Genomic DNA, 13,217 nt, shown 5'->3' with positions numbered 1-13,217 from the left:
CCATGGCCCTGCCTGAAATTAGCCGTTCGATGCTGAAAAACAGCCTGGTGCTGGGGCTGTTTGCCATTGCCACCGTGGGGCTGGTGGCGGTATTGCAGCAAGCCACTGCCGGGCGTATCGCCAACGCCGAGCGCGAAGCGCAGGTGCGCGCCCTGAGTGAAATCCTGCCCCAGGGCAGCTATGACAATCATTTGCTGGAAAACAGCATTGAACTGTTTGACCCACTACTCGGCAACAAATCGCCGCAAGCGGCCTATATCGCCCTAAAAGATGGAAAACCCAGCGCCATCATCCTCCGCGCTACCGCACCGGACGGTTACAGTGGCGCAATCCAACTGCTGATCGGCATTCAGGCGGATGGTCGCCTGGCCGGCGTGCGCGTGCTCAATCACCGGGAAACCCCAGGGCTTGGCGACAAAATAGATCTAGCTAAGAGCAGCTGGATACGCAGCTTTGATGGCAGATCATTGAGCAACCCCGCAGAGGATGGCTGGGCAGTGAAGAAAGATCGCGGCGCATTCGACCAGTTTGCCGGCGCCACCATCACCCCGCGCGCCGTGGTCAAGGCCGTACACAAAGCCCTGCAGTATTTCGATGCCAATCAGCAACAGCTGTTCGCAGCCCAGGTGAAGTCCAATGGCTAGTCCAAGCTATCGCGAGATCACACTCAACGGCCTGTGGAAGAACAACCCGGCCCTGGTCCAGCTGCTCGGCCTTTGCCCGCTGCTCGGGGTGAGCAACTCGGCGGTAAACGCCCTCGGCCTGGCATTGGCCAGCGCCCTGGTACTGATCTGCTCCAACACGGCTGTATCGTTGGTGCGTGGCGTGGTCAATACCGCCGTGCGTCTGCCGGCCTTTGTGATGATCATCGCCGCCCTGACCACCTGCATCGAGCTGCTGATGCAGGCCTTCACCTACGAGCTGTACCAGATACTCGGCATCTTTATTCCGCTGATCACTACCAATTGCGTGATCCTCGGGCGCGCCGATGGCTTTGCGGCAAAGAACGACCCCGCTCGCGCCGCCTATGACGGCCTGATGATGGGCCTGGGCTTTGGCGTCGTATTGGTGATGATCGGCGCGCTGCGCGAGCTATTTGGCACCGGTGCGGTGTTTGCCAATATGCATTTGCTATTCGGCCCGATAGCCGCCAACTGGCAACTCACCCTGATCCCCGAATACAAAGGCTTTCTGCTGGCCATCCTGCCGCCCGGCGCATTTATCGTGCTCGGCCTGCTGATTGCCTGCAAAAATCGTGTGGATGAAGTGCTGGCGGAACGGGCCAAGGCGCAACAGGTTGAAGTACCCGTGCAGAGCCGCCGCGTACGGGTGACCGGAGTGATTGAGTGAACGCCGCCAAACGCCTGGAAATCTTCCGCCGCCTGCACGAAGACAACCCCGAGCCAAAAACCGAGCTGGCCTACAACTCGCCCTTCGAGCTGCTGATTGCCGTCACGCTCTCGGCCCAAGCCACTGATGTGAGCGTCAACAAGGCCACGGCCAAGCTCTTCCCGGTGGCCAGTACGCCAGAAGCCATCTATGCCCTAGGCGTTGAGGGCTTAAGCGAATACATCAAGACCATCGGCCTGTACAACAGCAAAGCCAAAAATGTGATTGAAACCTGTCGCCTGCTGATTGAGCGGCACGGCAGCCAGGTGCCCGAAACCCGCGAGGAACTTGAAGCCCTACCGGGCGTGGGCCGCAAAACCGCCAACGTGGTGCTCAACACGGCGTTTCGCCAGCTGGCCATGGCGGTGGACACGCACATTTTCCGGGTCAGCAACCGCACCGGCATCGCCCCCGGCAAGAATGTCGTGGAGGTGGAAAACAAGCTGATGAAGTGTGTACCCAAGGAATTTTTGCTTGATTCACACCACTGGCTGATCCTGCATGGCCGCTATGTGTGCCAGGCGCGCAAGCCGCGTTGTGGCAGTTGCCGCATCGAAGATCTGTGCGAATACAAGCAGAAGACCTCTGACGATTGAGCGGCTATTCAGCCACTCAATGAGTCCATTGAAAAAAACCTTTTTACCCACTCCGCTTTTGCCGCTATAAGGTGCGCAAATGGCCCTTGTAGCCTGGAGTGAGACAAATGAGCACTGATAAAGACGATCTTGAGCTCGACGAAGATTTTGTGGCCGATGATGCTGATGACGCCGAGGCACCGGTTGAGGTGGCTAAAACTAACCTGACCAAGCGCCGCATCATCGATAACCTCTTGGATGAGCGTCGCCTGAACAGGCAGCTGTCTGAATACGACTTTGATCTGTAAGCCCAAATAAAAAGCCCCGCTACGATGCGGGGCTTTTTCTTACACGTGTACAGATCAATCCGCGCGCGATGGCGACAGCAGCTCGATCTTGTACCCATCCGGATCTTCAACAAAGGCCAGGATGCTGCTGCCATGCTTCATCGGGCCAGGCTCACGGGTGATCTTGCCACCGCGGGCGCGAATGTCTTCGCAGGCTTTGTACACATCGGCCACTTCCAGGGCGATGTGGCCATAGCCAGTGCCCAACTCGTAACTTTCCACACCCCAGTTATGGGTCAGCTCAATCACGCTGTTGTGCGCTTCGTCGCCATAACCGACAAACGCCAGGGTGAATTGCCCTTCCGGGTAGTCCTTACGCCGTAGCAGGGTCATGCCCAGTACCTCGGTGTAGAACGCGATGGATTTATCCATATCGCCGACGCGCAGCATGGTATGCAGCAGTCTCATCAGGTCTCTCCTCATCGTAAAAATGCAAACCCCGGCTTATGGCCGGGGTCTGTTCAGGCTCAGGTGCTCAAGTTTATCAGAGCATCTTGCGCCCTTTGCCGGCCGCAATGCGCATACGCAGAGCGTTAAGCTTGATAAAGCCGGCTGCGTCCTGCTGATTGTAGGCGCCGCCATCTTCTTCGAAGGTGGCGATATTGGCATCAAACAGCGAATCATCGGACTTGCGACCGGTGATGATCACGTTGCCTTTGTACAGCTTCATGCGCACCACGCCGTTCACGTTGGCCTGGGAGGCGTCGATCATCTGTTGCAGCATCAGACGCTCTGGACTCCACCAGAAACCGTTGTAGATCAGGCTGGCGTATTTGGGCATCAGCTCGTCTTTCAGGTGAGCGACTTCACGATCCAGGGTGATCGACTCAATGGCGCGGTGGCCCTTGAGCATGATGGTGCCGCCGGGTGTCTCGTAGCAGCCACGGGACTTCATGCCGACAAAGCGGTTCTCGACGATATCCAGACGGCCAATGCCGTTCTCGCCGCCGATGCGGTTCAGCTCAGCCAGTACGGTGGCTGGGCTCATTTCCTTGCCGTCGATGGCAACGATGTCGCCCTTGCGGTAGGTCAGCTCGATGTAGGTCGCTTGATCTGGCGCGGCCTCAGGGGAGACCGTCCATTTCCACATGTCTTCTTCGTGCTCGGTCCAGGTGTCCTCCAGCACGCCGCCTTCATAGGAGATGTGCAGCAGGTTGGCATCCATGGAGTACGGCGACTTCTTCTTGCCGTGGCGCTCGATCGGGATCGCGTGCTTCTCGGCGTAGTCCATCAGCTTCTCGCGCGACAGCAGGTCCCATTCACGCCACGGGGCAATCACTTTCACGCCGGGCTTCAGTGCGTAAGCACCCAGCTCGAAACGCACCTGGTCGTTACCCTTGCCGGTCGCGCCATGGGAGATGGCGTCGGCGCCGGTCTCGTTGGCGATCTCGATCAAGCGCTTGGCGATCAACGGACGGGCGATGGAGGTGCCCAGCAGGTACTCGCCTTCGTAGACGGTGTTGGCACGGAACATCGGGTAGACGAAGTCGCGGACGAACTCTTCGCGCAGGTCATCTATATAGATTTCCTTGACACCCATGGCCTGAGCCTTGGCGCGGGCCGGCTCGACTTCCTCACCTTGGCCGAGGTCAGCGGTGAAAGTCACCACTTCGCAGTTATAGGTATCTTGCAGCCACTTGAGGATCACGGAAGTGTCCAGGCCACCGGAATATGCCAGGACTACCTTGTTTACGTCGGCCATGCCATCAACTCCACGGGGTTGTGCGGGAAACCCGTGATTCTACTGCCCATGCCGGCTGATTTACAGAGGCGCGACAGCTTGTGACGACCAGGCGACGGTTTATTGTTGGGCAACCGGGCAGTAGCAGGGGCTAAGAAGTCGCCGCAGGATCAGCCGGTGCAGCAGCCGGAACAGGCGGCGCAGCGGCTTCGGGGACGCGATCAAGGAAAATACTCACCCGGCGATTTTTAGCCCGGTTAGCCTCCTTGTTGTTCGGCGCCAACGGATAACGCTCGCCGTGAAAGCGCAGGGTGATCTGCTCAGCCGGAATACCGTTGGCCTTGAGATACTCCATCACCGCCAGCGCACGACGCCGCGACAGGTCGCGATTGGTCAGGCGGTTGCCACTGTTATCAGCATGGCCATCGAGCTGGATGCGATTAACGCTGGGGTCGGCCTTGAGATAACTGAGGATGATATCCAGTTTGGCCTGTGCCAGCGGTTCAAGCTCAACACCGCCACCGGGAAAGCCCACCAGGCTTTTGCGCACTTGATCAAAGTTCACCGGCAGCAACTTGGCCGTGCACTGCAAATAGTCGTTGTAGGCTTTTTTGAACCTGGCCGGCAGCAAACGCACTTCAACCGCATCACCGCCCATGGCCGCACGATGGCGCACCAAGGGGCTGCGCCCTTCAAGCAAGCCGGTGAGCAAACGCGAGCCTTGCTCTTGAGAACTGTTGAACAAGACCTCAGCATTCACCACGCTGACTGAACCGAGGTTGATGTCGCCGCGCCCTGGCTGCCAAGGCGCGGCAGCCGCCAGCAAGGTCGCATTACCACGCCCCAGCCAACGCTCGCGGGCTTTCAGGCTAAACGTTACCTGCTCGCCCGCACGCCGCACGAACACGCCGGAGCCGAAATCGGTGATGGGTTGCGCGAGACGGCACTCAAACTGATCACCTTCGACCTGCCACTCGACCTTCTCCAGACGGGTCTGGAAGCTGATGGCAAGGACTGGCTGACTGGCCAGTAGGCACAGCACCGCGAGTGGGTAGGGTCGCACGACAGACTCCAGTGAATACGGCTTACCCCTTTTCTATCGGTGCCAACGCGCAAAACTTGAGCGGGGCGGCATGCCACATGTGCACGCCGCCCCGCTGTGCAGCTCGGCCGCCAGTCAGCTTTGCCCAATGGGCCTGCTTTCAACGTGCTGCCGAGGGGCTTTTCCGGTAGCATTCTCGTCACGTTTTGCCCGCCTGGAAGCTTCCATGACTGACCGCCTTACCCTGCTGCGTCCTGACGACTGGCACATCCACCTGCGTGACGGTAGCGTGCTACCGCACACCGTCGCCGATGTAGCCCGTACCTTTGGCCGCGCCATCATCATGCCTAACCTGGTGCCGCCCGTGCGCAATGCCAGCGAAGCCGATGCCTACCGCCAGCGCATTCTCAGCGCTCGCCCAGCCGGCAGTAATTTTCAGCCGCTGATGGTGCTCTACCTCACCGACCTGACCCAGCCTGCTGATATCCGCAGCGCGATGGCTTCAGGCTTTGTGCATGCCGCCAAGCTCTACCCGGCCGGCGCGACCACCAACTCCGATTCCGGCGTGACCAGCATCGACACGATTTTCCCGGTGCTCGAAACCATGGCCGAAGTGGGTATGCCGCTGTTGGTGCACGGTGAAGTGACACGCAGCGAGATCGACATCTTCGACCGCGAAAAAATCTTTATCGGTGAGCACCTCAGCCATGTAGTTGAGCGTTTCCCGACGCTTAAAGTGGTGTTCGAGCACATCACCACCCGTGATGCGGTGGAGTTCGTGCAAGGCGCTTCGGCCAACGTTGGCGCGACCATCACCGCCCATCATTTGCTCTACAACCGCAATCACATGCTGGTTGGCGGTATTCGTCCGCACCTCTTTTGCCTGCCAGTCCTCAAGCGCAATAGCCATCAGGACGCGCTGCTGGATGCGGCCACCAGTGGCAGCGCCAAGTTCTTCCTCGGTACCGACTCGGCGCCCCACGCCAAACACGCCAAGGAAGCCGCCTGCGGCTGCGCCGGTTGCTACAGCGCCTATGCGGCGATTGAGTTGTATGCCGAAGCGTTCGAGCAGCGCAATGCGCTGGATAAGCTGGAAGCCTTCGCCAGCCTCAACGGCCCGGACTTCTACGGCCTGCCGCGCAACAGCGACAGCATCACCCTGGTCCGTGAAGACTGGACAGCCCCTGACAGCTTGCCCCTGGGCGAGCAAATCGTAATCCCCCTGCGCGCCGGTGAAACCCTGCGCTGGCGTTTGCTGGAGAACCACGCGTGAGTGAAGATCTGTATGACGACGAGCCCGAGAGCAACAGCCACTCAGGCCCGCGCCACCCGATGGCCGCACGCTTTCGTGGCTACCTACCGGTAGTCGTAGACGTGGAAACCGGTGGTTTTAACTCCGCCACCGATGCCCTGCTGGAAATTGCTGCCACCACCATTGGCATGGACGAAGGCGGCTTCCTCTATCCGGAGCACACCCAGTTTTTCCGTGTTGAGCCGTTCGAAGGTGCAAACATCGAGCAAGCGGCGTTGGATTTCACCGGGATCAAACTCGATCACCCGCTGCGCATGGCCGTCACGGAAGAACACGCACTGACGGAAATCTTCCGCAGCCTGCGTAAATCGCTGAAAGCCAATAGCTGCAAACGGGCAATTCTGGTCGGCCATAACAGCAGCTTCGACCTGGGCTTCCTCAATGCTGCCGTGGCGCGTACCGGGATCAAGCGTAATCCGTTTCACCCGTTCTCCAGCTTCGACACAGCCACCCTGGCCGGCCTTGCCTATGGCCAGACCGTGCTAGCTAAAGCGTGCCAAGCAGCAGGCATCGATTTCGATGGCAAGGAAGCCCATTCGGCTCGCTACGACACCGAGAAGACGGCCGAGCTTTACTGCGGCATCGTCAATCGTTGGAAGGAGATGGGCGGCTGGATGGATTTCGACGACTGAGGTTACAACCTGAGGTCAACAAGCTCCGCACTCAGCGCAATGCCGTTCACTTAAGTCAGGTGAGCGGCATTTTCTTGTAGCCCGGACGCAATCAGGGAAAGTTCTGCGGGCCGAACAACCACTCCCGGATTACATCCGGGCTACGCACTAGAGCAAGTGCGTCAAGGTTTACGCCAGACCTGCCCCAATAAAAAGCCCCGCACTAGGCGGGGCTTTTTATTGGGGCAGAAACAGCGCAGGCCAGGCCTGCGGTGTTTACATCAGGCGCTTTGTGCCAGATCCATCAACTCACGGTTAGCCACGGCGTACATGGCGTAATCGGTGTTGGTGGCTGCGCGCAGCTCACCGAGCATAAGCTTCCAGCGATCCACCAGGCGACGGTGCTGATCCAGCCACACCACCACACGCTCTTCGATGTCCACCGGTCCATCGGTCATTTGCAGCACCGACACGGTAATCGCGCGCTGCTGCCAGTCGAGGTCATCGCGGAAGGCTTCACGGGCCAGCGCTTGCCAGTTGTTTTCCACCGGCAGGCTGGTGATCTGCTGCAGATACCAGGACAACTCCAGCGAGCCGCCAATGGCGAAGTACGCAGCGGCCACACGTGCGGGCTCCTGCCCCGTCACATCTGACGCTTCGATGATCGGCAACAGGGTGTACAGGTGGCTGGTGCCCGCGACCACACGCGCCAGCTCTTCCGGCACGCCCGCTTCGACATACGCTTGGAAGCGCGCCAGCCACTGTTCACGGGCTGGGCCTTCAAGCAGTTCGTCCAAACGGCCGACCAAGGCCTCGATACGCGGTGCGAAGTGCGCCACATCACGTGCCGCGTCCAAGTCATTACGGCGGTTACGCAAGAACCAGCGGGTGGTACGCCGGCCCAGGCGCATCAGCTCATCCATCAACTGCAACTGCAACTCGGCGGGCACCTTGGAATCCAGCGCTTCGATCTGCTGCCACCAGTGCGGCAGACGGAACAGGTCACGCACAATCACATACGCGCCGGCCACATTCGCCGCGCTCATGCCCGTGGACTCCTTCAGGCGCTGCACGAAGGTGATGCCCATATGGTTAACCAGATCGTTAGCGATCTGCGTGCTGACGATTTCGCGCTTGAGGCGATGGCGACGCATCGGCTCGCCAAACTTCTCCGCCAACAGGGGCGGGAAGGCAGTTTCCATTTCCCGCGCCAGGTACTCGTCATCCGGCACCAGGGATTTGAGCAGCGACTCCTTGAGGTCAATCTTGCTGTAGGAGATCAGCACCGACAGCTCCGGCCGGGTCAGGCCCAGCCCATTGGCGGCGCGTTCGTTGAGTTCATCATCCGAGGGCAGAAACTCGAGGGCGCGGTCCAGCTTGCCTGCGGTTTCTAGCGCTGACATCAGACGCTTATATTCACCCACGCGCTCACGTGCGCGGCGTTCGGCCATCGACAAAGCCTGGGTCTGTTTGTAGTTGTTGCCCAACACCAGGCCGCCAACGGCATCGGTCATTTCCACCATCAGCTTGTTACGCTGCTTGCCGGTCATGTCGCCCGCAGCAACGATTTCGCCGAGCAGAATCTTGATGTTCACTTCGTGGTCAGAGCAGTCCACACCACCGGCGTTGTCGATAAAGTCGGTGTTGCTCTTGCCGCCATTAAGACCGTATTCAACGCGCCCCAGTTGGGTCATGCCGAGGTTACCGCCCTCGCCTACCACCTTGGCGCGCAGTTCGCGGCCGTCTACACGCAACAAATCGTTGGCCTTGTCGCCCACATCGGCGTGGCTTTCTTTGCTGGATTTAACGTAGGTGCCAATCCCACCGTTCCACAACAAATCCACGGGTGCTTTGAGCAAGGCGTTGAGCAGCTCGGTCGGTGCCAGCTTGTCGGCACTGATGTCGAAGCGCTCTTTCATCTGTGCACTGATCGGGATGCTCTTGGCGCTGCGCAGGAAGATCCCGCCGCCAGCTGAGATCAACTGGGCGTCATAGTCGGTCCAGCTGGAGCGCGGCAGATCAAACAGGCGCTGACGCTCGACAAAGCTCTTGGCCGCGTCCGGGTTGGGGTCAATAAAGATATGCATGTGGTTGAAAGCCGCCACCAGCTGCAGGCTTTCCGACAGTAGCAGGCCGTTGCCGAATACGTCGCCGGCCATGTCGCCGATACCGATGACCGTGACGTTGTCTTTCTGCACATCAATGCCGCGCTCGCGGAAATGCCGCTGCACCGAGACCCATGCGCCTTTAGCGGTAATGCCCATGCCTTTGTGGTCGTAACCTGCCGAGCCGCCCGAGGCGAACGCATCGTCCAGCCAGAAGCCGTAATCGGCAGCAATACCGTTGGCAATGTCGGAGAAGGTCGCGGTGCCTTTGTCGGCGGCCACCACCAGATAAGGATCGTCACCGTCGTGGCGCACCACATTCTGCGGCGGTACCACGACACCCTCTTTGAGGTTATCGGTGATATCCAACAGCCCGCTGATGAAGATGCGGTAGCAGGCGATACCTTCCGCCAACACGTCATCACGCGAACCACCCAGCGGCAGGCGGCGTGGCACAAAGCCGCCTTTGGCGCCCATTGGCACGATCACCGCGTTCTTCACCTGCTGCGCCTTGACCAGGCCCAGCACCTCAGTGCGGAAGTCTTCCTCACGGTCCGACCAGCGCAGGCCGCCACGGGCGACGTCGCCAAAGCGCAGGTGCACGCCTTCAACCCGTGGCGAATAGACGAAGACTTCGAACTTCGGTGTTGGCCGTGGAATCTCCGGAATGGCGCGGGGATTCAGCTTGAAGCTGAAGTAGGACTTGTTCTGCCCCGCCGCATCGGTCTGGTAGAAGTTGGTGCGCAGAGTGGCTTTGATCAGGTCCAGGTAGCGGCGCAGGATGCGGTCTTCGTTAAGCACCGCGACGTTATCCAGCGCGGCGAGAATCGCCTGCTCAAGCTTCTGTTGTTTATCTTCCAGGTCTTCGGCGGTGAGCTTGCGCGCAAGATAGAAGCGCGTCTTAAACAGGCGCACCAGTTCCTTGGCGATATCCGCATGATTGACCAAGGTGCTGGCGATGTAGCTCAGGTCGAAGCCCAGGCGAATCTGCTTGAGGTAGCGGGCGTAGGCACGCAGCAGCGCCACATCACGCCATGGCATGGCGGCCATCAGCACCAGACGGTTGAAGCCGTCATTCTCTGCCGCACTGCCGACGATTTTAACGAAGGCGTCTTGCAGGGTGTCGTTAAGCTGCTGGATGTCGACATCCAGGCCTTCGGCATAGGTAAAGGCAAAATCGTGAATCCAGAACTCGCGGCCATCAGCGCGGCGCAGCTTGTAAGGGAACTCACCCAAAACACGCAGGCCGAGGTTTTCCAGAATCGGCAGCACGTCTGAAAGCGGCAGCGGCGTATCGGCGTGGTAGAGCTTGCAGTGCAACTGCTGCTCGCCCTGGGTCAGCGGCTGGTAGAAGCTCATCACCAACTGACGCTCGCTGTTCAGGCTGAGCAGGTGCTGCATGTCCACCACCGCCGAATGCGGGGCGAACCGCTCACGGTAGCCCGCCGGGAAGCCATCCGGGAACTCGCTGAGCACTTCCGTGCCCTGCGCCTCGCCGAGGCTCTCGACGATCAAGCTGGTGTAATCGTCCTTCCACGAACGGCAGGCCTGGATGACTTCTTTTTCCAGACGCACAGGGTCGATCTGCACACGGTTCTTCGGGTCGACCTTGAGAATAAACTGCACCCGCGCCAGCACCGACTCGGAGAAGAAGGTCCAGAACTCGCAATCAATCCCCTGCAGACGATCCATCAGCACTTGTTGGATTTTTACCCGGGTCTCGGTGGAGTACACATCACGCGGCACATAGGCCAGGCAGTAGCAGAAACGACCATAAGGATCGCGGCGCAGGAATACGCGAATTTTATTGCGCTCCTGAATCTGCACGATCGACATGGTGGTGTTGAACAACTCATCCACCGAGGTCTGGAACAAGTCATCACGCGGCAGTACTTCCAGCACCTGAGCCAGCTCTTTGCCCAGGTGAGCGCTGCTATCAAAGCCCGAGCGCTGCTCGATGACTGCAATTTTGCGACGGATATAGGGGATGTTCCACACGCTCTCGGCATACACCGATGAGGTGTAGAGGCCCATAAAGCGGCATTCCTTGATGACCTTGCCGGTGCTGTCCAGCTCACGAATCGACACTAGGTCCGGATAAGCCGGGCGATGCACGCGGCTCGGTACCGCCGCCTTGGCAAACGACAGCAACTGCGCTTCACGCAGGTAGCAGACCGCCTCCGGCTCAATGTGCGTGTCTTCGGCCGTCAGGCCACTGCGCAGGCGCTTAGACAGCCCCAGCAGGGATTTTTCGTCATAGACAATGCTGCCGCCATCAACGCTGTCGGCAACAGTGAACTCTTCATAACCGAGGAAGGTGAAGTGGTCATCGAGCAGCCAGCTCATGAACACCTTGACCTCTTCCAGCTCAGCGCCTTCAACCTTGAGCTTGGCCTTATCAAGCCAGGCACGCAGCTCTTTGGCCTTGTCCTTCATCGGCTGGAAATCCACCACACTCAGGCGCACATCAGCGAATACATCGTGCAGGGCTTTTTCCAGGACTTTCAGCTCGCTGGCGCTGGAGCAGCGGTCAATTTCCAGGAACATCAGCGCTTCTTGTTGCACATCCTTGCCCTGGGCACCTTTGGGCAGAATTTCTTGCAGCACGCCGCTTTTATTGCGGCGCACGCTGAACACGCTGTTCTGCAAAGTGTGGATGCTGTAACCGCGACGGTTCAGCTCCATGCGTACCGAGTCGACCAGGAAGGGAATATCGCTGTGCAGAATTTCCACCGCTGTATGGGTGGACTGCCAGCCGTGCTTCTCATAATCGGGGTTGAAGACCCGCACCTCAGGCTTGCTCGATGCAAAACGCTCCAACAGCCGCCAGGACGATAACGTACAGCCGACCAGATCAGAGAGACGACGCTGGGTCAGCTCCTCAAGGGCGATGATGCCGAAGAATTGTTCGGCGAACAGGGCTACTTGTGGCAGAGCCTGTTCGCTGACGTGCTGCGCCAGGGCCGTTTGCAGGTGGTGCTGAAAATCGGCTTTGCTGGCCGCCGTAAAGAACGCCATGGGTGTGCTCCATTTGGCTTGTAATTCGATCAGGGGCAGCCGCGAAAAGGATCTTCGCCACAACCTTGTTGTTCAACGTTAGTCTAGGAGGCAGCGATTGCATTAAAGTGGCTGCCACTTAACTCTGGCGAGTCTCACGACCCGCTGGTCACATTTGCCGGATGAGCTTAACGATGGAACACCGTGAAGCGCTTATCGCGCTGCGACATTTTCTTTCAAGCCAGATCCTCGGCCAGGAAAAACTCATCGAAAGGCTGCTGATTGCCTTGCTCGCTGATGGCCACATGCTGGTTGAGGGCGCACCTGGGCTCGCCAAGACCAAGGCGATCAAGGAACTGGCCGAAGGCATTGAAGCCGAATTCCACCGTATTCAGTTCACCCCGGACCTGCTACCGGCCGACATTACCGGCACCGAGATCTATCGCCCGGAGACCGGCAGCTTTGTGTTCCAGCAGGGGCCGATCTTCCACAACCTAGTGCTGGCCGATGAGATCAACCGGGCGCCGGCCAAGGTGCAGTCGGCGCTGCTCGAAGCCATGGCCGAACGCCAGGTCAGCGTCGGGCGCAGTACGTACAACCTGTCGCCGCTGTTTCTGGTGATGGCCACGCAAAACCCGATTGAGCAGGAAGGCACCTATCCACTGCCCGAAGCCCAGCTCGACCGCTTTCTGATGCACGTGAAGATCGGCTTCCCGGACGCCAGCGTGGAACGCAAGATCCTCGCCCAAGCGCGTGGCGAAGCGCTCAACGGCGAAACCAAGCCCGAGCAGCTGGTTAGCCAGCAGGCGATCTTTGCCGCGCGCCAGGAAATCCTCGGCCTGTACATGGCCGATGCGGTGGAGGAATACCTGGTGCAACTGGTGATGGCCTCGCGCACTCCGGCCAAGTTCGACCCCGAGCTGGCCGAGTGGATTGCCTACGGCGCCAGCCCGCGCGGCTCGATTGCCCTGGACCGCTGCTCACGCGCCCACGCTTGGTTGGCCGGGCGCGACTTCGTCAGCCCGGAAGATATCCAGGCCGTGCTATTCGATGTGTTGCGTCACCGCATTATTCTGTCGTTTGAAGCGGAGGCCGCCGGTATCGACCAGGATCGCGTGGTGCAGCGCATTCTCGACGTTGTGGCGGTCGCCTAAGCCC

The 13,217-nt window shown here is 59.4% G+C and carries 11 protein-coding genes; 7 read left to right on the top strand and 4 right to left on the bottom strand.

Translation table 11 applies throughout. From position 1 onward, the window contains the following. The first annotated feature begins 2 nt into the window (after positions 1-2). From rsxG to ACEPAJ_RS08100, 4 genes are all read left to right on the top strand, one after another. Positions 3-644 carry an electron transport complex subunit RsxG gene (gene rsxG, locus ACEPAJ_RS08115; protein WP_425914447.1) on the top strand — a complete coding sequence of 214 codons (642 nt, stop codon included), beginning with the start codon at positions 3-5 and terminating at the stop codon, positions 642-644. Continuing rightward, on the top strand, positions 637-1,350 hold the full coding sequence (locus ACEPAJ_RS08110) for an electron transport complex subunit E (RefSeq protein ID WP_425914446.1): 714 nt from the start codon (positions 637-639) through the stop codon (positions 1,348-1,350). The genes rsxG and ACEPAJ_RS08110 overlap by 8 nt, the downstream gene beginning before the upstream one ends. Next, entirely contained in the window at positions 1,347-1,985 is a 639-nt protein-coding gene (gene nth, locus ACEPAJ_RS08105) for an endonuclease III (protein ID WP_425914445.1), read from the top strand. The genes ACEPAJ_RS08110 and nth overlap by 4 nt, the downstream gene beginning before the upstream one ends. 107 nt (positions 1,986-2,092) lie before the next feature. Further along, on the top strand, positions 2,093-2,272 hold the full coding sequence (locus ACEPAJ_RS08100; RefSeq protein ID WP_425914444.1) for a PA3496 family putative envelope integrity protein: 180 nt from the start codon (positions 2,093-2,095) through the stop codon (positions 2,270-2,272). A 54-nt stretch (positions 2,273-2,326) separates the two neighbouring features. Here ACEPAJ_RS08100 and gloA read toward each other — a convergent pair whose 3' ends face one another. From gloA to ACEPAJ_RS08085, 3 genes are all read right to left on the bottom strand, one after another. Beyond that, entirely contained in the window at positions 2,327-2,719 is a 393-nt protein-coding gene (gene gloA, locus ACEPAJ_RS08095) for a lactoylglutathione lyase (RefSeq protein ID WP_425914443.1), read from the bottom strand. Positions 2,720-2,795: 76 nt separating this feature from the next. Beyond that, positions 2,796-4,013 carry an argininosuccinate synthase gene (locus ACEPAJ_RS08090; protein WP_425914442.1) on the bottom strand — a complete coding sequence of 406 codons (1,218 nt, stop codon included), beginning with the start codon at positions 4,011-4,013 and terminating at the stop codon, positions 2,796-2,798. Between the two features lie 130 nt (positions 4,014-4,143). Continuing rightward, positions 4,144-5,055, bottom strand: coding sequence for a flagellar protein MotY (locus tag ACEPAJ_RS08085; protein ID WP_425914441.1), 912 nt, complete (start codon positions 5,053-5,055; stop codon positions 4,144-4,146). A gap of 205 nt (positions 5,056-5,260) precedes the next feature. Here ACEPAJ_RS08085 and pyrC point away from each other — a divergent pair, with 205 nt between their 5' ends. Together pyrC and rnt are read left to right on the top strand one after the other, a co-directional pair. Next, positions 5,261-6,307, top strand: coding sequence for a dihydroorotase (gene pyrC / locus ACEPAJ_RS08080; protein WP_425914440.1), 1,047 nt, complete (start codon positions 5,261-5,263; stop codon positions 6,305-6,307). Beyond that, positions 6,304-6,978 (top strand): ribonuclease T, encoded by a 675-nt coding sequence (gene rnt / locus ACEPAJ_RS08075; RefSeq protein ID WP_425914439.1) that lies wholly within the window; start codon positions 6,304-6,306, stop codon positions 6,976-6,978. The genes pyrC and rnt overlap by 4 nt, the downstream gene beginning before the upstream one ends. Before the next feature lie 260 nt (positions 6,979-7,238). Here rnt and ACEPAJ_RS08070 read toward each other — a convergent pair whose 3' ends face one another. Continuing rightward, entirely contained in the window at positions 7,239-12,080 is a 4,842-nt protein-coding gene (locus ACEPAJ_RS08070; protein ID WP_425914438.1) for an NAD-glutamate dehydrogenase, read from the bottom strand. Between the two features lie 173 nt (positions 12,081-12,253). Here ACEPAJ_RS08070 and ACEPAJ_RS08065 point away from each other — a divergent pair, with 173 nt between their 5' ends. Then, entirely contained in the window at positions 12,254-13,213 is a 960-nt protein-coding gene (locus ACEPAJ_RS08065; RefSeq protein ID WP_425914437.1) for an AAA family ATPase, read from the top strand. Positions 13,214-13,217: the final 4 nt, after the last annotated feature.

Origin of the sequence: Pseudomonas sp. GWSMS-1 (genome assembly GCF_049847425.1) — a bacterium.
Taxonomy (GTDB): Bacteria; Pseudomonadota; Gammaproteobacteria; order Pseudomonadales; family Pseudomonadaceae; genus Aquipseudomonas.
Note: the sequence above shows the minus strand (reverse complement) of the source record. Positions and strands in the feature narration are given on the sequence as shown.

Excerpts from the sequence above, each read along its gene's own strand:
- rsxG (WP_425914447.1), top strand. The coding sequence starts at position 3 with ATGGCCCTGCCTGAAATTAGCCGTTCGATGCTGAAAAACAGCCTGGTG.
- ACEPAJ_RS08110 (WP_425914446.1), top strand. The coding sequence starts at position 637 with ATGGCTAGTCCAAGCTATCGCGAGATCACACTCAACGGCCTGTGGAAG.
- ACEPAJ_RS08100 (WP_425914444.1), top strand. The coding sequence starts at position 2,093 with ATGAGCACTGATAAAGACGATCTTGAGCTCGACGAAGATTTTGTGGCC.
- gloA (WP_425914443.1), bottom strand. The coding sequence starts at position 2,719 with ATGAGACTGCTGCATACCATGCTGCGCGTCGGCGATATGGATAAATCC.
- ACEPAJ_RS08090 (WP_425914442.1), bottom strand. The coding sequence starts at position 4,013 with ATGGCCGACGTAAACAAGGTAGTCCTGGCATATTCCGGTGGCCTGGAC.
- pyrC (WP_425914440.1), top strand. The coding sequence starts at position 5,261 with ATGACTGACCGCCTTACCCTGCTGCGTCCTGACGACTGGCACATCCAC.
- ACEPAJ_RS08070 (WP_425914438.1), bottom strand. The coding sequence starts at position 12,080 with ATGGCGTTCTTTACGGCGGCCAGCAAAGCCGATTTTCAGCACCACCTG.
- ACEPAJ_RS08065 (WP_425914437.1), top strand. The coding sequence starts at position 12,254 with ATGGAACACCGTGAAGCGCTTATCGCGCTGCGACATTTTCTTTCAAGC.